Raw genomic sequence first — 18,530 nt, forward strand, 5'->3', positions numbered from 1 at the left:
CTCCAGGCAAAAAGAAGCCCGGCGAACCGGGCAAAAGGGATAACGGAGCAGTGCTTTCGCACCCAATAGCCAGCTCATAACTGGCTATCAGTTGCGTCATGTGGTTGGCGGTGTAGGTAGCGGCATCCAGTGAGTAGCTGGCAACTCCCGCCCTGTGATGATGGACGTGAAGAATCGTAAATTGACACCTGAGCGCTCGCTCTCACCTACATCAACACTCTCTCCATCGGACGTTATGACGACCTCACCAACATCAGGCATCCTGTCCCTTCAATTTCCTTCTGTTCAACTGCTGTTCAGATGGCGTGGCCCAACGACAATTTTCCGGTGAATACCCTTTGTCATTATCAATGCGGTCCAGTGTAAGCCCATCAGGACGAGCGCCCATATCAGCGTAAAACGAGTTGAAGTCATGCCATTGATGACAGACAGTTATTCCTCTCCCGCCATAATCCTTGTATCTCTTATCTTTAGGGTTTTCGCATCTATGTAACATCAACTCCCAAATCCTATATTCTGAAGAACTCGACATTCCGTGAGTCCTTTTTGCTTCAATCTTTAAGCAGCCACATGATTTTGTGTGTCCACTTTTAACGAAACAAAGGCGAATAATTTTAGTGCTTCCGCAATCACAGGAAAATTTACCCTTGTAAACTCCTTTTTCATCTTTGGGGAAAGGCTCAATTAGTGTGAGCATGCCCACCTTTTCGCCAACATCAAATTTCACGCGCATATCATTTCCCCGCCTGTTTCAACCGCAGTTCGATATCATTGGCGCAACTAACACACGTCTGGCAGCCGGGAACGGCAGCGCGGCGCGGCTCCGGGATGTCTTCGCCGCATTCCGCGCAATGCTCAGCTGATACGGCGTTGCGGTCGATGCGGTGAGCGGAAAGGGCAGCGTTACGCTGAAGCTCTTCAATTTCTGCTGCGGTGTCGATGATGTCCATGGTCAATGCTCCCGGAACTGTCGGTTAATACGGTTGAAGGTGAAAGCCAGCAATAAAAAAGGCCGCGATAGCGACCTGGTAATTAGTGCCTTCATGCCGGCTCCTTTACGGCTAACTCGTCCGGTATGTCCACTTCATCGCCGAGCTTTACAAATACAACAGCACGGCAAATGGCTGTGCGTGGGTTGTCAGCAACCAGACCCCGGCGTCGGCCTGGCGAAGCCAGTTCATTAACCCCAACCCAGTGGTACAACTTGCCAGTAGCTGGGTCTGCTGACTGATAGCAGCTGATGGATAAGCTCTCCATCATTGGGCCGCACTGAGCCCATTCCGTTGAGGGGCTCCAGGTGAACCACACATCGCGCTCTTCAAACCAAAGACATCCGGTATCAGCTTCAAAATCCACCTTCTGACCGGTTGCTAGCGCTGCTGCATAATCAAGCTGGATGCCTACTAAATCTTCCGTTTTAATCTTCATGCTGCACCGCCTTCATTCTTCTCGGCTTCGACCGCCATCTGCTCAAGCCGTCGCGATAGCTCGGCGGCCAGCGTCTGGAACTCTTCCTCGGTAGCCACCGGGATCGGCACAAAGCGAATCCCGATATGCGCCAGGTGGTTGGCGATTTCGAGGCTTTTTCTCAAATCAACTGGTGATGCTCTGTTCATGCGGCTTTCTCCCCAGGTAATGGTTTCAGACCGTCATTCAGCGTGCGTTCAAGGTTGGACAATATTCCTCGCAACCTCTTTATCTCTTCATCCTCGGTCAGTCGGCGCATTGCTTCCCATAGCGTCCTTGTCAGAACATACATAGGGACATTCGGGTCGAGGCCAAGTGCTTTCGCCAAATCTTGCTGAGCGTCAGTTAACCTTTCCTCAGATTCCTCCCGGCGCTTACGTCGGCGTTGCAACTCCTCTTCACTTTCTTGGCGCAGGTTCTTCAGCCTTTCATCGTTATCCCTAACGTGCTGCTCAAGCCGCTCTTTCGACCGATGCGCTCGACAAACAAGATCGGCGATTTCGCTGCCATGTCGCTTCATAAGTTTTTGTTCGCTGAGGTAGGTGTTGATTACGCGGCTTTTTATTTGGGCTCTCTCTGCCTGCCGGGTCATGCCATCCATAAGCAGCTTCATCCAGGCATCGCGAGGAAGGGTATCAATCTGGCGCATTGTCGGCCCCTTGAGGGTATGCCATCCAGTTTCCTTCCGGATCATCAAGCCGCAACCATCTGGGATGTCGCTTTTTTTGAGCATGCCTTCAGGAACTGCAAAAACAACGCCGCCTGCGTAGTTGAAGTATTTGGTGTATTTGCCTGCTGTAACGTCAGCCCGGAAATCACTTACGCTGATTTTGACCTCATAGACGACAGGGCAGAACTTGCTGTAGCTATGAGCAATAGAGTAGACATCAGGTCGGCACGTAACTGGATAGCGAACTGGCATTCCTTTGCCCATGTCAGAGACTGGTCGGTTACACGCTATGAATAATCCGTCAGTTATTCCGGCCTTCGACTTCCGAGAAATGGTTTTGCCATCTAACGGAAAGGTCATCACAACGTCCATGAAGATCGCCCGCTATTTCGGCAAGGCGCATAAAAACGTTCTTCGCACTATCAAGCGGCTGGAGTCAGATTGCTCCCCTGATTTTAACCGGCTCAATTTTGAGCCCGTTGAATACCTCGATAAGAAAGGTGAAATGCGCCTGATGTACAACATCACGAAAGATGGCTGGATGATGCTTGTAATGGGGTTTACCGGGAAGATGGCGACCGCGATTAAAGAGCAATACATCGCCGCCTTTAACTGGATGGCCGAGCAGCTAAACCGACGCATGGCGATGGGTGAAGAAATGCAGCACCGCTAGCGACAGGACGGTGGGTTAGACAGGTAAACGGTCGGTATACACCTGAAATGTACGTAGCAGATGGTACAAAGACAAACGACCCGTCAGCCATTAAATCGATACTGGAGCACCAGAAATATGTGCTTTTTTCTGGCGTTTATTATATGAATGATGAGTTTGTTACCAATGGGCATAATATTGAAGGCGGTTCAACTGGAGAATATTATGGTGATGGTTCTAAAACAAAAATAGTTTTCTTTGGTGGGTTCTCTGCAAAGCAAGCAGTTCGCAATGAAATAACAAAAAGCTCTTATAAAAACATCACCTTTGAACCTGAATCATGGGATCCTGTTAATGGGTATACAGGTACAGGACTTAGGCTGCATAGAACTTTGGATGCCGAAAATTGCAACTGGATCAAATTTAAAGAATTTGGTATCGATCTATGGGAGGATGTTGCTAATGCGCATACGCCTTATTATAGTCAGTTTAGAAACTGTAACTTTGATTACAATGGTTATGCAGGGGTAAGATTCGCACAGGGAGCAAATTCAATACAAATTTATGGAGGAACTGCCAGGTGGAATGGAAGTCCATCTTACGGGGAAATGCCAACAGATTCATCAACTGGTTGGGATGGTGTTGTTTTTATTCACTCTAGTGAGAGTTATATTCCACCACCTGATAATCCAATGACATTGCAGGGTAATATTATTGATGGCATAGATGCAAGTTACAATGCTAGGTATGGTGTAAATGTCGTTTATGGAAATCAATCTGTGATAAATGTTGGGTACTCAGAAGCAAATCATGGAACAACTGACATTAATATAGAGAACTGCATGGGTTGTACTATTAATGTACTTGTCGCTCAAAAAGGGGCGTCTGTAAATGTTCCATCGATACCTACTTCTAACCCAAGGAATATTGTTTCATTTCCAAACAGCATTGTAATTAATGGTATTGATTTTGCATCAGGAGTGAAGGATGGAGATGGTAGATATATAATATACAGGCTTCCTAAATTTGGATCTTATGTTATGTCCTACGGATCCACAGGGGATAGCGGTCTAAGGGCATATGATGATTCAGGAAGTCTTGAGTCATTTACTCAGAATAATGGAAGAATGCTAATTAGAGCAAACGCAGGGACATTGCCTGTAGCAGAAGAAAAGTATTCAGGAACATTTTGGCGAGATACATCAACTGGTCCAAACCAAGTGTATGTGTGTGTTGAGCAATCTCCAAATAATTGGATTTGGTCAAAAATAAACTAATAAATAGGCGCCAACTAGGCGCCTGCTTTTATTTGAACTTTATAGCTGTACAATTCCCAATGCCATAAAGTTCATATGTGTCATTATTTATTGTTGGTTTTATTTTATTAATATTTTCTTTAATTTCTTTCTCTTCGCTTTCATTTTGATATCTCATATCTTTCAAGCCATTAGACATTAGTAAAAACCTTCCTCCATCATACCCAGGTGAGAATGTTTTTGGAAGAACATTATAGGAGTATGGATATGCTCTCAAATTCATTTCAGCAACTTTTGATATTTTAGGATAATTAATTATCATGATGCATTTGTTGTTTATTTCAGCATTGTTTGAAATGTCATAAACTAGCTTTTGCGCTAACTCGTTTTTGTCAATGTACTCAGCTTTTATTGATGAGCTTTCTATGAAAAAATAAATAGACATGATGGAATATGGAACTAGTATAATAGCATAGCTAATATATGGTTTTAATTTTGACTGCGATACCAGCAAAAACAACAAAAAAAGAAAACAACCAAACCCAAGATAAACCCTAGGGTATACTACCATGTTATTGGAAAATATTATAACTCCGAATGACAGGAAAAATAATGACACAACTGACACCAATGCCATTATTAATGAAATTTTTGAATGATTGCATGTTTTTTTAATTAATACATATAATGCAACAATAGCACATGGGATTATATATTTCCAAAATGACAATAATGCAGTATTCAATCCATCTAAAGCAATGTTTATATTGCTTATTAATGTTCGCAATCCATTGTAATCCAATCCTATTGTTTTTGAGTATGCTGCCGCATAATCATTCATTGGATATATGTTTGATGTTATAAATTTATATAATAAAATGGCAACAATTGCAGAAGAAAGCCTATAAGCAAACTGTTTAATGCTGCATGATAATTTTTCATTGGTTATTTTAATTATTAATTCTATAAAAATAAATCCAAGGAAAATATTTATTGATGTCTGATATAAACCAAGCGCCAGCAATATAAAGAATGAAGAAAAAAACAATTGTACCAATTTATTTTTTATATTTGCGCAAAATGGGATTATTGCAAAACATATAGATAGAACCATGAAAGGACCATCAAATCTAAACCATAAATTAGAAACAAAGAACGGATTTATAATAATTACAGAGCAAGATACTATGTATATATAACCAAGTGATATATTGTTGTTTTTTGCATAGTAGTACATTGTTAGGCTAAAAAAACCTATCGATCCAATAAGAGGCATTGGATGCATGTCAACAATTGAATTTCCAAATGATATTATATTGTAAATAATATCAGCAAATGGCCTACCATCTCCAGACCATCCAGAATACCATAACACATGCCTGAATATATCATCCATGTAATAAACATTAGATGATATTATCTGAAAAGACATCATTATCAAGAAAAGGAAAATAGTTATTGCATTATTTCTTTTCATTTTTTTGAAACCTTTACTATATATTTTGGTCGTTTTTTTGTTTCAATATAAATTCTGCCAATATATTCACCAAGAACCCCAATCCCAATCAATTGAATCCCGCCAAGGAAAAGTATTGAAACTAACAATGAAGGGTATCCAGGAACACTATTGCCAAACAGAATCTTGTCTAAAATCATCCATGCGCCATAAATGAATGACAGGCTGGCAACAACAAGACCAATGTAAGTCCACATGCGCAACGGGAACGTTGAAAAACTTGTAATGCCTTCTAAAGCCAGATTCCATAACTTCCAGCCATTGAATTTTGAATCACCTGCAACACGTTCGGCTCGTGCATATTCAACAACATCGGTACGGCCGCCAACCCAACTGAGTACACCCTTCATGAACAGATTACGTTCAGGCATGAGTTTTATATTCTCTACCACCTCTCGTGACATCAGACGGAAATCGCCGACGTTTTCCTCAATCTTCGGATTGCTAATTTTATTGTGGAGCTTATAGAACCACTCAGCCGATTTGCGCTTCAGCCTGCTGTCGGTAGAGCGATCTGAGCGCTTCGCCAGCACCATGTCTGCACCAGCCTGCCACTTTTCGATTAGGTGTGGGATGACCTCAATGGGATCCTGCAAATCGACGTCAATTGGAATTACTGCGTCACCAGTGGCGTGGTCAAGCCCGGCGAAAAGCGCGGGTTCTTTGCCAAAATTTCTGGTAAAGGAAATAGGGATAACCAACGAGTCAGAAATACCGAGCTCATTAATAATAGATTCAGTTGAGTCTTTGCTACCGTCATTGATAAACACGATCTCAACTTCGTATTGCTTTAACTCTTCGAACTCTCGAACCGTTTTATAGAAAATCGGTATCGTGGCCTCTTCATTGAAGACCGGAACAACCAGAGAAATTTTCATTTCGCATCCCTAAAGACAATGAATTTTGAGTAAATAAAACCGCATACTAGGCTGATAGCGGAAAAAGTAACCAGCGTAACCAATGGCGGCAATCCGCACATGTCAGCAGCCCACCCAACAGCGGCACTCAACGTCCCCATGAATCCGACATAGAGCATGTAGCGTAGTGTTGTTGTCGTGGAATTGAAGGTGAATTTTGCATTGGCATAAAAGCTGAAAGATACAGCTACGACAAATCCAGCGAAGTTAGCCATAGCCTGATTTGTGTGCAATACATATATGCACATAGCAAACACAACCCAATGAATGAGAGTGTTGATGATTCCAACAGATGTGTATTTTGCGAATAGCTTTAACATTATAAAAATCAGTTAATTCTTAGAGGCCGAAAGTTTAGCATTTGAAAGTGGATCGATCGACATGTCATGTTGGCATGAGACAAAAACGGGACACACAAATCTTTGCATCGGTTTGCAAGGCTTTGTGCTGCTCTCACTTAGTCGATCGCATCCATTGTTGCAAGACAATTTGAATCAATGTGAAACAGAGTGGTGCAATCACCACTTTTTTAGTGTTACCATCATTTTACCGGGTGAGGGACTGAAGATGTCAGTTTTTCATTTGTGTACCAGATTGTGTACCAATTTAGCGATTGTTGGTTAGATGGTTGCACAACTTATTGTAAACAAATAAATTTTCTCTTTGTATGTGATCTTACGTGTGGGTCACCACTGCAAATAAGGATATAACATGCCTGTTATTACTCTTCCTGATGGCAGCCAACGCCATTACGACCACGCTGTAAGCCCCATGGATGTTGCGCTGGACATCGGTCCAGGCCTGGCGAAAGCCACTATTGCTGGCCGTGTTGACGGTGAGCTGGTAGATGCTTCCGATCTGATTGAGCATGATGCGAAGCTCTCCATCATCACCGCGAAGGATGAAGAAGGTCTGGAGATCATTCGTCACTCCTGTGCGCACCTGTTAGGGCACGCGATCAAACAACTCTGGCCGCACACCAAAATGGCGATCGGACCGGTTGTTGATAACGGTTTTTACTACGATATCGATCTTGACCGTACGTTAACCCAGGAAGACGTCGACGCGCTTGAGAAGCGGATGCACGAGCTCGCTGAGAAAAACTACGATGTCATTAAGAAGAAAGTCAGCTGGTACGAAGCGCGTGAAACCTTCGTGAAGCGTGGCGAGACCTATAAAGTCTCCATTCTTGATGAAAACATTGCCCATGATGACAAGCCTGGCTTGTACCATCATGAAGAATATGTCGATATGTGCCGTGGCCCGCACGTGCCGAATATGCGTTTCTGCCATCACTTCAAATTGATGAAGACCGCAGGGGCATACTGGCGTGGCGACAGCAATAACAAGATGCTGCAGCGTATTTATGGTACTGCATGGGCAGATAAAAAAGCCCTGAATGCCTACCTGCAACGTCTGGAAGAAGCGGCCAAACGCGACCACCGTAAAATCGGCAAGCAGCTTGACCTGTATCACATGCAGGAAGAAGCGCCGGGTATGGTGTTCTGGCACAACGATGGCTGGACTATCTTCCGTGAACTGGAAGTCTTTGTTCGCTCAAAACTGAAAGAATACCAGTATCAGGAAGTGAAAGGTCCGTTCATGATGGACCGCGTGCTGTGGGAAAAAACAGGTCACTGGGACAACTACAAAGATGCGATGTTCACCACCTCTTCTGAGAACCGTGAATACTGCATTAAGCCAATGAACTGCCCTGGCCACGTACAGATCTTTAATCAGGGTCTGAAATCCTATCGAGATCTGCCGCTGCGTATGGCTGAGTTTGGTAGCTGCCACCGTAATGAACCGTCAGGTGCGCTGCATGGCCTGATGCGTGTTCGTGGCTTCACTCAAGATGATGCGCATATCTTCTGTACTGAAGAGCAGATTCGTGATGAAGTTAACGCGTGCATTCGTATGGTCTACGATATGTACAGCACCTTTGGCTTCGAGAAAATCGTCGTCAAACTGTCCACTCGCCCCGAAAAACGTATCGGTAGCGATGAAATGTGGGACCGTGCTGAAGCTGACCTGGCCGTTGCGCTGGAAGAAAACAACATCCCGTTTGAGTTCCAACTGGGTGAGGGCGCGTTCTACGGTCCGAAAATTGAATTTACCCTGTATGACTGCCTCGATCGTGCATGGCAGTGCGGTACTGTACAGCTGGACTTCTCCCTGCCGTCCCGTTTAAGCGCCTCTTACGTTGGCGAAAACAACGAACGTCAGGTGCCGGTTATGATTCACCGTGCAATTCTTGGGTCGATGGAACGTTTCATCGGTATCCTGACCGAAGAGTTCGCTGGCTTCTTCCCGACCTGGCTTGCGCCGGTTCAGGTTGTGGTCATGAACATCACTGATTCTCAGTCTGAATACGTTAACGAATTAACGCAGAAACTACAAAATGCGGGTATTCGTGTAAAAGCAGACTTGAGAAATGAGAAGATTGGCTTTAAAATCCGCGAGCACACTTTACGTCGTGTCCCTTACATGTTGGTCTGTGGCGACAAAGAGGTAGAAGCAGGCAAAGTTGCCGTGCGCACCCGTCGTGGCAAAGACTTGGGCAGCCTGGACGTAAATGAAGTGATTGAGAAGCTGCAACAAGAGATTCGCAGCCGCAGTCTTCAACAACTGGAGGAATAAGGTATTAAAGGCGGAAAACGAGTTCAAACGGCACGTCCGAATCGTATCAATGGCGAGATTCGCGCCCTGGAAGTTCGCTTAACAGGTCTGGAAGGCGAAGCTTTGGGTATTGTGAGTCTGAGAGAAGCGATCGAAAAAGCTGAAGAAGCTGGAGTAGATTTAGTTGAAATCAGCCCTAACGCCGAACCGCCAGTTTGTCGTATTATGGACTACGGCAAGTTCCTTTATGAAAAGAGTAAGTCTTCTAAGGAACAGAAGAAAAAGCAAAAAGTTATCCAGGTTAAGGAAATTAAATTCCGTCCTGGCACCGACGATGGCGATTACCAGGTAAAACTCCGCAGCCTGGTACGCTTTCTGGAAGATGGCGATAAGGCTAAGATCACGCTGCGTTTTCGCGGTCGTGAGATGGCCCACCAACAGATCGGTATGGAAGTGCTCAACCGCGTCCGTGACGATCTGAGTGAACTGGCAGTAGTCGAATCCTTCCCTACGAAGATCGAAGGCCGCCAGATGATCATGGTGCTCGCTCCTAAGAAGAAACAGTAAGGCCTTCAAGTAGCAATGTCTGTGGAGCCTACGGGTTCCACAGCCGTTGTTCGCCTACGTTTCGTTTATTAACAATGCGAAGTGGAAGTTATTAAAATGCCAAAAATTAAGACCGTACGCGGTGCTGCTAAGCGTTTCAAAAAAACCGGTGGTGGTGGATTTAAGCGTAAGCACGCAAACCTGCGTCATATTCTGACCAAAAAATCTACTAAGCGTAAACGTCACCTGCGTCCAAAAGGCCTCGTGTCTAAAGGCGATCTGGGTCTGGTTATCGCGTGCCTGCCGTACGCATAAGCCGTTAACGTTTAATTCATTTTTTTACTAAGAATATAGATACAGGAGAGCACATATGGCTCGCGTAAAACGTGGTGTAGTTGCCCGTGCACGTCACAAGAAAATTTTGAAACAAGCTAAAGGCTACTACGGTGCGCGTTCTCGCGTATACCGCGTTGCCTTCCAGGCTGTTATCAAAGCTGGTCAGTACGCTTATCGTGACCGTCGTCAGAAAAAGCGTCAGTTCCGTCAACTGTGGATTGCGCGTATCAACGCAGCAGCACGTCAGAACGGTATTTCTTACAGCAAATTCATCAACGGCCTGAAAAAAGCCTCTGTTGAAATCGACCGTAAGATCCTGGCTGACATCGCAGTATTCGACAAAGTAGCGTTCACCGCTCTGGTCGAAAAAGCGAAAGCAGCTCTGGCATAAGCCGGTGAAAAGAGGGAGCCTGGCTCCCTCTCTTTTATTTGCAGTACAATCAATTAGTTGACAATTTATCCGTAAGCCTTTTCAATAAAGGTTGTCCGGTTTTTACCACACAAGGTAACGCAAGCATGAATGCTGCTATTTTCCGCTTCTTCTTTTACTTTAGCACCTGAAATCAGGAGGCTTGCGCGTGAAAGAAGAAACGGAAAACAGCGCCTAAAAGCCTCCCTGGTGGAGGCTTTTTTTATACGCGTCATCCTTCAAGTTGTCTCTGTATTGGCTGCATTCGCTCTTTTGCTGCGTTGATACAACTTGAATGATTTTGCGTATATATGAGCGACTAGTGAATATCGCAACATAACGAGGAAAACCATGTCACATCTCGCAGAGCTGGTTGCCAGTGCAACGGCCGCCATTAACCAGGCTTCAGATGTTGCCGCGTTAGACAATGTCCGCGTCGAATATTTGGGCAAGAAAGGGCACCTGACCCTTCAGATGACAACCCTGCGCGAACTGCCGCCAGAAGAGCGCCCGGCAGCAGGTGCGGTGATAAACGAAGCCAAAGAACAGGTGCAGCAAGCGCTGAACGCGCGTAAGGCCGAATTAGAAAGTGCTGCCCTGAATGCTCGTCTGGCAGAAGAAACTATCGATATCTCCCTGCCAGGGCGTCGTATCGAAAACGGCGGTCTGCATCCTGTAACGCGTACAATTGACAGGATTGAAAGTTTCTTTGGTGAGCTGGGCTTTACCGTGGCGACTGGTCCGGAAATCGAAGATGACTATCATAACTTCGATGCGCTGAACATTCCTGGCCATCATCCGGCGCGCGCTGACCACGACACTTTCTGGTTTGACGCGACGCGTTTGCTGCGTACGCAGACTTCCGGCGTGCAGATCCGCACCATGAAGGAAAAACAGCCGCCGATCCGTATTATCGCCCCGGGCCGTGTATATCGTAACGATTACGATCAGACTCACACCCCGATGTTCCATCAGATGGAAGGGCTGATTGTTGATACCAACATCAACTTCACCAACCTGAAAGGCACGCTGCACGATTTCCTGCGCAACTTCTTTGAAGAAGACCTGCAGGTTCGTTTCCGTCCTTCCTACTTCCCGTTCACTGAACCTTCTGCGGAAGTAGACGTGATGGGCAAAAACGGTAAGTGGCTGGAAGTACTGGGTTGCGGGATGGTTCACCCGAACGTGCTGCGTAATGTTGGCATCGATCCGGAAATCTACTCGGGCTTTGCATTTGGTATGGGGATGGAGCGTCTGACCATGCTGCGTTACGGTGTTACCGATCTGCGTTCTTTCTTCGAAAACGATCTGCGTTTCCTCAAACAGTTTAAATAAAGGCAGGATAAAACAATGAAATTCAGTGAACTGTGGTTACGCGAATGGGTAAACCCGGCGATTGATAGCGATGCTCTGTCAAACCAAATCACAATGGCGGGTCTGGAAGTTGACGGTGTGGAACCTGTTTCCGGTGCGTTCAACGGCGTTGTGGTGGGTGAAGTGGTTGAATGTGGCCAGCACCCGAACGCTGACAAACTGCGTGTCACCAAAGTGAATGTAGGCGGTGACCGTCTGCTGGATATCGTCTGCGGTGCGCCAAACTGCCGTCAGGGGTTGAAAGTGGCTGTGGCAACCGTTGGTGCCGTTCTGCCGGGCGATTTCAAAATCAAAGCCGCGAAACTGCGCGGTGAGCCGTCTGAAGGTATGCTGTGCTCATTCTCTGAGCTGGGTATTTCCGACGATCATAACGGGATTATCGAACTGCCGGCCGATGCGCCAATTGGCACCGATATCCGTGAATACCTGAAGCTTGACGACAACACTATCGAAATCAGCGTCACGCCGAACCGCGCCGACTGCTTAGGCATTATCGGTGTCGCACGTGATGTTGCTGTGCTGAACAAAGCTCCGCTGGTTGAGCCGGAAATCGCGCCTGTAGCGGCAACCATTAGCGACGTCCTGCCGATTCAGGTTGAAGCCGTGGAAGCCTGTCCACGCTATCTGGGCCGCGTGGTTAAAGGCATCAATGTTAAAGCGCCGACCCCGCTGTGGATGAAAGAAAAACTGCGTCGTTGCGGTATTCGTTCAATCGATGCCGTGGTTGACGTGACTAACTATGTGCTGCTCGAACTGGGCCAGCCGATGCACGCATTCGACAAAGACCGCATTGAAGGCGGAATTGTTGTCCGTATGGCAAAAGAGGGTGAGACCCTGGTATTGCTGGATGGCAGCGAAGCGAAGCTGAATGCGGATACGCTGGTGATTGCGGACCATAACAAAGCGCTGGCGATGGGCGGCATCTTTGGTGGCGAACATTCCGGCGTGAATGATGAAACGCAAAACGTCCTGCTGGAATGTGCATTCTTCAGCCCGCTGTCTATTACCGGTCGCGCACGTCGTCACGGTCTGCACACCGATGCTTCTCACCGCTATGAGCGTGGTGTTGATCCGGCTCTGCAACATAAGGCCATGGAACGTGCAACGCGCCTGCTGATCGATATCTGCGGCGGCGAAGCGGGTCCAGTCATTGACGTGACGAACGAAGACACGCTGCCAAAACGCGCAACCATTACGCTTCGTCGTAGCAAACTGGATCGTCTGATCGGACACCATATTGCGGATGAGCAGGTGAGCGACATTCTGCGTCGTCTGGGTTGTGACGTGACGGAAGGGCAGGATGAGTGGAAAGCGGTCGCGCCGAGCTGGCGTTTCGATATGGAAATCGAAGAAGACCTGGTCGAAGAAGTCGCCCGCGTATACGGTTATGACAATATCCCGAACACGCCGATTCAGGCGGGTCTTATCATGGGTACGCATCGTGAAGCGGATTTGTCGCTGAAACGTGTAAAAACCATGCTGAATGACAAAGGCTACCAGGAAGTAATTACCTACAGCTTCGTCGACCCGAAAGTCCAGTCGCTGCTGCACCCGGGTGAAGAAGCGCTGCTGCTGCCAAGCCCAATTTCTATTGATATGTCGGCTATGCGTTTGTCCCTGTGGACCGGCTTGCTGTCTACGGTAGTGTATAACCAGAACCGTCAGCAGAACCGCGTACGTATTTTTGAAACGGGTTTACGTTTCGTACCGGATACACAGGCCAATCTCGGGATCCGTCAGGATCTGATGCTGGCGGGCGTGATCTGCGGTAACCGTCATGATGAACACTGGAATCTGGCAAAAGAGACCGTTGATTTCTATGATCTGAAAGGCGATCTGGAAGCGGTTCTCGACCTGACCGGCAAACTGGCAGACATTCAGTTCAAAGCTGAAGCGAATCCAGCACTGCATCCGGGTCAGTCTGCGGCGATTTATCTGAAAGGTGAACGTATTGGTTTCATTGGGGTTGTTCATCCTGAACTGGAACGTAAACTGGATCTGAACGGTCGCACTCTGGTGTTTGAACTGGAGTGGAATAAGCTCGCAGACCGCGTGGTGCCTCAGGCGCGTGAAGTTTCTCGCTTCCCGGCGAACCGTCGCGACATCGCGGTTGTTGTGGCCGAAAACGTTCCCGCTGCGGATATTTTATCCGAGTGTAAGAAAGTTGGCGTAAATCAGGTAGTTGGCGTAAACTTATTTGACGTGTACCGCGGTAAGGGTGTTGCGGAGGGTTATAAGAGCCTCGCTATCAGCCTGATCCTTCAGGATACCAGCCGTACACTTGAAGAAGAGGAGATTGCCGCTACCGTCGCCAAATGTGTAGAGGCATTAAAAGAGCGATTCCAGGCATCATTGAGGGATTGAACCTATGGCGCTTACAAAAGCTGAAATGTCAGAATATCTGTTTGATAAGCTTGGGCTTAGCAAGCGGGATGCCAAAGAACTGGTCGAGCTGTTTTTCGAAGAGATCCGTCGTGCTCTGGAAAATGGTGAGCAGGTAAAACTCTCTGGTTTTGGTAACTTCGATCTGCGTGATAAGAATCAACGTCCGGGCCGTAACCCGAAAACGGGCGAAGATATTCCCATTACAGCACGGCGCGTGGTGACCTTCAGACCCGGACAGAAGTTAAAAAGCCGGGTCGAAAACGCAACGCCCAAAGAAGAGTGATTTAACGATCAGTTAAGTCACTTGCTCTGCCATCAAAGCGGCAGCGCAAACCATGATATATAACTAAAAAGGCCGCTCTGCGGCCTTTTTCCTTTTCACTACCGAATCAGCACCGTAGAATCACCTTCATCTCTTTTCAGCAGAATGGAAAACATGCTGACTTTCGCCCATCAACAGCAGCGTCGAAACGTGCGCTGGATACTGTCACTGTCAGTACTTATGCTACTGGCAACGATTCTAAGCTTGTGCGCAGGAGAACAATGGATCGCTCCCGGCGACTGGTTCAGCGCCCGCGGCGATCTGTTCGTCTGGCAAATCCGACTTCCCCGTACCCTTGCCGTTTTGCTGGTAGGCGCTGCGTTGGCCTTATCAGGCGCAGTGATGCAAGCTCTCTTTGAAAATCCGCTCGCCGAGCCGGGATTATTAGGCGTGTCTAACGGCGCGGGAGTCGGGCTCATCGCGGCGGTGCTGCTGGGTCAGGGGCAACTTCCCGGCTGGGCATTGGGCCTTTGCGCCATTGCCGGGGCGCTGATTATCACGCTCATACTGCTACGTTTCGCCCGCCGCCATTTGTCTACCAGCCGTCTGCTGCTGGCAGGGGTGGCGCTGGGGATTATCTGTAGCGCGCTGATGACATGGGCCATCTACTTCTCCACATCATTTGACTTACGACAGCTGATGTACTGGATGATGGGGGGCTTCGGTGGCGTAGACTGGCATCAGGCCTGGCTCATGGTGGCGTTGATTCCGGTACTGGTGTGGATCTGCTGTCAGTCGCAGCCGATGAATATGCTGGCATTAGGAGAGACGTCTGCTCGTCAGCTGGGGCTGCCACTATGGTTCTGGCGCAACCTGCTGGTGGTCGCCACGGGCTGGATGGTCGGCGTGAGCGTGGCTCTGGCAGGGGCGATTGGTTTTATTGGGCTTGTGATCCCGCATATTTTGCGACTGTGCGGCCTCACCGATCACCGTGTTTTATTGCCAGGTTGTGCGTTGGCTGGTGCAATCGCATTACTGTTTGCTGATGTTGTCGCGCGTCTGGTGCTGGCCTCGGCTGAGTTACCTATCGGCGTGGTGACGGCCACCATGGGCGCACCGGTATTTATCTGGCTATTGTTAAAAGCCGCGCGCTAGAACGCGTTGGTTCGGTCTATGATTAAACACTGAAAATCCACCTGTTGTTCTGGAGATGCTATGCAAAACACTATCCTTGATACAGAAGTGACGACCATCGACGGCGAGGTTACCTCACTGCAGCCGTATTCCGGAAATGTGCTGTTAATCGTCAACGTTGCTTCAAAATGTGGACTGACGCCGCAGTACGAGCAACTGGAGAATCTGCAGAAAACCTGGCACCAACAGGGCTTCAGCGTTCTTGGTTTCCCTTGCAATCAGTTTCTGGGCCAGGAGCCGGGCAGCGAAGAGGAAATAAAAACGTACTGCAGTACCACCTGGGGCGTAACTTTCCCGATGTTCAGCAAAATTGACGTCAACGGCGAGGGACGCCATCCGCTGTATCAGAAGCTGATTGATTCCGCACCAACGGCCGTTGCACCTGCGGACAGTGGGTTCTATGAGCGAATGGCGAGCAAAGGTCGTGCGCCGCTCTACCCGGACGATATTCTGTGGAATTTCGAGAAGTTTTTAGTGGGTCGCGATGGAAAAGTGCTGCAACGATTCTCACCGGATATGACGCCTGAGGATCCCATTCTGGTGCAAACCATCAAGCAGGCGCTGGCAAACTAATGTCTCGATTGATGCAGCTACAGGACGTCGCGGAATCGACCCGTCTTGGCCCGCTTTCTGGTGAGATAAAAGCAGGAGAGATCCTGCATTTAGTGGGACCAAACGGTGCCGGAAAAAGTACGCTGTTGGCGCGTATGGCGGGTCTGACGAACGGAGAGGGCAGCATCACTTTTGGTGATATGCCGTTGGAGGAATGGCCGGCTGCCAGGCTGGCGCAATATCGTGCCTATCTTGCGCAACAGCAAAATCCGCCGTTTGCGATGCCGGTCTGGCATTTTCTGACGCTGCATCAACCCGACAAAGCACGTACCGATCTGTTACAGGAGGTCGCCGATGCGCTCGGCCTGGGAGATAAACTGGGGCGCGGCGTGAACCAACTCTCCGGCGGTGAGTGGCAGCGTGTGCGCCTGGCTGCGGTTATCCTGCAGATTTGCCCACAAGCGAATCCATTAGGTCAGCTTTTACTCCTGGATGAGCCGATGAACAGTCTGGACGTCGCGCAACAAAACGCACTGGATCGATTGTTGAGTCAGCTGTGTTTGCAGGGCATAGCGATTGTGATGAGCAGTCACGACCTTAATCACACCTTACGCCATGCGCATAAAGCCTGGCTACTCAAACGCGGGAAACTGCTTGCCAGTGGTTCTCGAGATGCGGTACTGACGCCGGCCAATCTGTCTGCGGCCTATGGCGTCAACTTCCGACGTTTGGATATTGAAGGGCACAGAATGCTCATATCAACCACTTAAGTTAAATGGGTTCTTGAAAATCATATAATTTCCACGCTAAATTGGTATAAAAATAAAATTCAGAGGATTCGTACTGAATGCGCTTTTGGCTCCTTTTAATCACAGCATTGTTTTTGGCGGGCTGCAGCAGCCATCGTGCGCCTGCGCCAAATGCCCGCTTGTCGGATTCAATCGCCGTTATCGCCGGTCTTAATGATCAGCTACAAACCTGGCATGGTACACCCTATCGTTATGGTGGTATGAGTCGTAGCGGGGTGGATTGTTCTGGATTTGTTTTGATGACGATGCGCGATAAATTCGATCTGCAACTCCCACGCGATACGCGTACGCAATCAAAGATTGGTACCGAAATTGATAAAGACGATTTGCTGCCCGGCGATCTGGTTTTCTTTAAAACCGGGTCTGGGGAAAGCGGTCTGCATGTCGGTATTTACGATACCAATAATCAATTTATTCATGCTTCAACCAGCCGTGGAGTGATGCGCTCGTCTCTGGATAACGTTTACTGGCGTAAAAACTTTTGGCAGGCGCGACGTATTTAATCCCCACAACTCCGAGGCTGCCATCGAGTGGCAGCCTCGACATCACCGTTTGAAAGTTAACTTTTATTTCTGCTTTTGGTTAGACAATACCCATGAACATTAAGAGCGTATCTTGCTAAAAATATGATTTATTCCGAGATATTAAAAAGTGCAAAGCTGGATATTCGCTTATAATCAGGATAAGCTAAAAAAAAGGATTCGATTTACCGGCTAAAAAGGGAAAAATGAAAGGGCCTCTACTTGCATCAGCAGTAACGTATTTCTTCATCCTTTGCTACAGGATGCCGGATAACACCCATGCAGCGGGGCTGGCACGATGATTGTTTCACTGGATAATCTTTACCATTCTGAGTTCTCTTTTCTTCCTGCGAGAAGCGAAAAAGGCGATCTTGAATTCGTCGACATCATCACCAATTTCGCCAGTGCACATGGGGATGTGCGTATACCCACCGAGCTGGTCCTACCTCGGATGTCAGACGACGAACAATGTCGTTTATTTGTAGAAAAACTAGAATTAATCGAAACGTGCCAACATTTTTTTATTCAGCGAAAAGTATTTGCCTGGATTAATTTAACGCCAGCAATTGCTAATACTTTATTATCAGATACTGAACTTGCTTCACAAGTTGAACGATTTTCATTTCTGGAGCTGACTATTAATGAAAGCTATCCGGAGTTAAACAAAGGTAAAGATAATCCAACATTGGCCGCACTTGCTGCGCGATTTCCATTAGTCCTGACAAACTATGGTGCTGGCGGTATATCAACCCGGGCAATTTTTGACGGTCTGTTCAAACGCGTCGTTCTGGATAAAAACTTTGTTCAACAAAGGATTGCACATATTTCGTTTGAACCGTTTATGCGGGCTATTCTGGCGCAACTATCTCCCAGTTGTGAGTCAATAATCATTAGCGGAATTGATACACAAGAGATGCTGGAGCGTGTTTTGCCTGTGGGATTCAGTGCCATGCAGGGAGGATTGTGGCCTGCAGTGCCTCCTGCGCAGATAATTTCGCTTGCTAAGATATAACCCTTTTATTTGCTGGTGTTTAACAGGCTATTA

Annotated in this window: 23 protein-coding genes, 1 pseudogene and 1 other annotated feature; of the genes and pseudogenes, 15 read left to right on the forward strand and 9 right to left on the reverse strand. The window is 47.5% G+C overall.

The genetic code is table 11. From position 1 onward, the window contains the following. Positions 1-96 precede the first annotated feature (96 nt). The 6 genes from E6P06_RS13655 to E6P06_RS13680 form a co-directional block, all read right to left on the reverse strand. Complete coding sequence (locus E6P06_RS13655; RefSeq protein WP_139935332.1) at positions 97-261, reverse strand: DUF551 domain-containing protein; 165 nt, start codon at positions 259-261, stop codon at positions 97-99. Then, positions 254-733, reverse strand: a complete 480-nt coding sequence (locus tag E6P06_RS13660; protein WP_139935333.1) for an AP2 domain-containing protein — start codon at positions 731-733, stop codon at positions 254-256. Before E6P06_RS13660 ends, E6P06_RS13655 begins: the two co-directional genes overlap by 8 nt. A gap of 1 nt (position 734) precedes the next feature. Next, entirely contained in the window at positions 735-950 is a 216-nt protein-coding gene (locus tag E6P06_RS13665; protein ID WP_139935334.1) for a TraR/DksA family transcriptional regulator, read from the reverse strand. A gap of 91 nt (positions 951-1,041) precedes the next feature. Next, complete coding sequence (locus E6P06_RS13670) at positions 1,042-1,428, reverse strand: phage protein NinX family protein (protein ID WP_139935335.1); 387 nt, start codon at positions 1,426-1,428, stop codon at positions 1,042-1,044. Beyond that, positions 1,425-1,616 carry a DUF1382 family protein gene (locus E6P06_RS13675; RefSeq protein WP_022650956.1) on the reverse strand — a complete coding sequence of 64 codons (192 nt, stop codon included), beginning with the start codon at positions 1,614-1,616 and terminating at the stop codon, positions 1,425-1,427. The genes E6P06_RS13670 and E6P06_RS13675 overlap by 4 nt, the downstream gene beginning before the upstream one ends. Further along, on the reverse strand, positions 1,613-2,389 hold the full coding sequence (locus E6P06_RS13680; protein WP_168199046.1) for an MmcB family DNA repair protein: 777 nt from the start codon (positions 2,387-2,389) through the stop codon (positions 1,613-1,615). The genes E6P06_RS13675 and E6P06_RS13680 overlap by 4 nt, the downstream gene beginning before the upstream one ends. A gap of 37 nt (positions 2,390-2,426) precedes the next feature. Here E6P06_RS13680 and E6P06_RS13685 point away from each other — a divergent pair. After that, positions 2,427-2,807: pseudogene (locus E6P06_RS13685) on the forward strand (Rha family transcriptional regulator); the annotation flags it as partial. Positions 2,808-2,953: 146 nt separating this feature from the next. Next, a complete protein-coding gene (locus E6P06_RS13690; RefSeq protein WP_139935337.1) occupies positions 2,954-4,066 on the forward strand; it encodes a hypothetical protein in 1,113 nt (370 codons plus the stop codon). 28 nt (positions 4,067-4,094) lie between these two features. Here the strand turns inward: E6P06_RS13690 and E6P06_RS13695 are convergent, their stop codons facing one another. From E6P06_RS13695 to E6P06_RS13705, 3 genes are read right to left on the reverse strand one after another with little or no spacing between them, the layout of a single operon-like run. Beyond that, positions 4,095-5,522 carry a glucosyltransferase domain-containing protein gene (locus tag E6P06_RS13695; protein WP_139935338.1) on the reverse strand — a complete coding sequence of 476 codons (1,428 nt, stop codon included), beginning with the start codon at positions 5,520-5,522 and terminating at the stop codon, positions 4,095-4,097. Then, the gene (locus E6P06_RS13700) at positions 5,519-6,439 is read right to left on the reverse strand and encodes a glycosyltransferase family 2 protein (RefSeq protein WP_139935339.1); all 921 of its coding nucleotides are present in this window, start codon (positions 6,437-6,439) and stop codon (positions 5,519-5,521) included. The genes E6P06_RS13695 and E6P06_RS13700 overlap by 4 nt, the downstream gene beginning before the upstream one ends. Then, entirely contained in the window at positions 6,436-6,798 is a 363-nt protein-coding gene (locus E6P06_RS13705) for a GtrA family protein (protein WP_139935340.1), read from the reverse strand. Before E6P06_RS13705 ends, E6P06_RS13700 begins: the two co-directional genes overlap by 4 nt. Before the next feature lie 391 nt (positions 6,799-7,189). Here E6P06_RS13705 and thrS point away from each other — a divergent pair, with 391 nt between their 5' ends. From thrS to E6P06_RS13775, 13 genes are all read left to right on the forward strand, one after another. Beyond that, on the forward strand, positions 7,190-9,118 hold the full coding sequence (gene thrS, locus E6P06_RS13715) for a threonine--tRNA ligase (RefSeq protein WP_003832572.1): 1,929 nt from the start codon (positions 7,190-7,192) through the stop codon (positions 9,116-9,118). 3 nt (positions 9,119-9,121) lie between these two features. After that, positions 9,122-9,664 (forward strand): translation initiation factor IF-3, encoded by a 543-nt coding sequence (infC, locus tag E6P06_RS13720; RefSeq protein WP_048997935.1) that lies wholly within the window; start codon positions 9,122-9,124, stop codon positions 9,662-9,664. A 96-nt stretch (positions 9,665-9,760) separates the two neighbouring features. After that, on the forward strand, positions 9,761-9,958 hold the full coding sequence (gene rpmI / locus E6P06_RS13725; RefSeq protein ID WP_003030583.1) for a 50S ribosomal protein L35: 198 nt from the start codon (positions 9,761-9,763) through the stop codon (positions 9,956-9,958). A 55-nt stretch (positions 9,959-10,013) separates the two neighbouring features. After that, positions 10,014-10,370 carry a 50S ribosomal protein L20 gene (rplT, locus tag E6P06_RS13730; protein ID WP_003030578.1) on the forward strand — a complete coding sequence of 119 codons (357 nt, stop codon included), beginning with the start codon at positions 10,014-10,016 and terminating at the stop codon, positions 10,368-10,370. Between the two features lie 120 nt (positions 10,371-10,490). Further along, positions 10,491-10,615, forward strand: a sequence feature (Phe leader region). Continuing rightward, positions 10,496-10,540: a pheST operon leader peptide PheM gene (gene pheM, locus E6P06_RS27750; protein WP_001386830.1), complete on the forward strand. Its 45-nt coding sequence runs from the start codon at positions 10,496-10,498 to the stop codon at positions 10,538-10,540. It overlaps the preceding feature by 45 nt. 124 nt (positions 10,616-10,739) lie before the next feature. Then, on the forward strand, positions 10,740-11,723 hold the full coding sequence (pheS, locus tag E6P06_RS13740) for a phenylalanine--tRNA ligase subunit alpha (RefSeq protein WP_003832580.1): 984 nt from the start codon (positions 10,740-10,742) through the stop codon (positions 11,721-11,723). 15 nt (positions 11,724-11,738) lie between these two features. Then, positions 11,739-14,126 carry a phenylalanine--tRNA ligase subunit beta gene (gene pheT, locus E6P06_RS13745; RefSeq protein ID WP_003030574.1) on the forward strand — a complete coding sequence of 796 codons (2,388 nt, stop codon included), beginning with the start codon at positions 11,739-11,741 and terminating at the stop codon, positions 14,124-14,126. A gap of 4 nt (positions 14,127-14,130) precedes the next feature. After that, on the forward strand, positions 14,131-14,430 hold the full coding sequence (gene ihfA, locus E6P06_RS13750; RefSeq protein ID WP_003030571.1) for an integration host factor subunit alpha: 300 nt from the start codon (positions 14,131-14,133) through the stop codon (positions 14,428-14,430). A gap of 153 nt (positions 14,431-14,583) precedes the next feature. Beyond that, positions 14,584-15,564 carry a vitamin B12 ABC transporter permease BtuC gene (gene btuC / locus E6P06_RS13755; protein ID WP_003832584.1) on the forward strand — a complete coding sequence of 327 codons (981 nt, stop codon included), beginning with the start codon at positions 14,584-14,586 and terminating at the stop codon, positions 15,562-15,564. A gap of 60 nt (positions 15,565-15,624) precedes the next feature. Next, positions 15,625-16,176, forward strand: a complete 552-nt coding sequence (locus E6P06_RS13760; RefSeq protein WP_137348238.1) for a glutathione peroxidase — start codon at positions 15,625-15,627, stop codon at positions 16,174-16,176. Then, on the forward strand, positions 16,176-16,925 hold the full coding sequence (gene btuD, locus E6P06_RS13765) for a vitamin B12 ABC transporter ATP-binding protein BtuD (RefSeq protein ID WP_003030567.1): 750 nt from the start codon (positions 16,176-16,178) through the stop codon (positions 16,923-16,925). Before E6P06_RS13760 ends, btuD begins: the two co-directional genes overlap by 1 nt. 77 nt (positions 16,926-17,002) lie before the next feature. Beyond that, positions 17,003-17,467, forward strand: coding sequence for an NlpC/P60 family protein (locus E6P06_RS13770; protein WP_003836644.1), 465 nt, complete (start codon positions 17,003-17,005; stop codon positions 17,465-17,467). Between the two features lie 316 nt (positions 17,468-17,783). Beyond that, entirely contained in the window at positions 17,784-18,497 is a 714-nt protein-coding gene (locus E6P06_RS13775; RefSeq protein WP_003836643.1) for an EAL domain-containing protein, read from the forward strand. The last annotated feature ends 33 nt before the right edge of the window (positions 18,498-18,530 follow it).

It is taken from the genome of Citrobacter sp. CF971, assembly GCF_006385635.1.
GTDB lineage: Bacteria > Pseudomonadota > Gammaproteobacteria > Enterobacterales > Enterobacteriaceae > Citrobacter > Citrobacter freundii.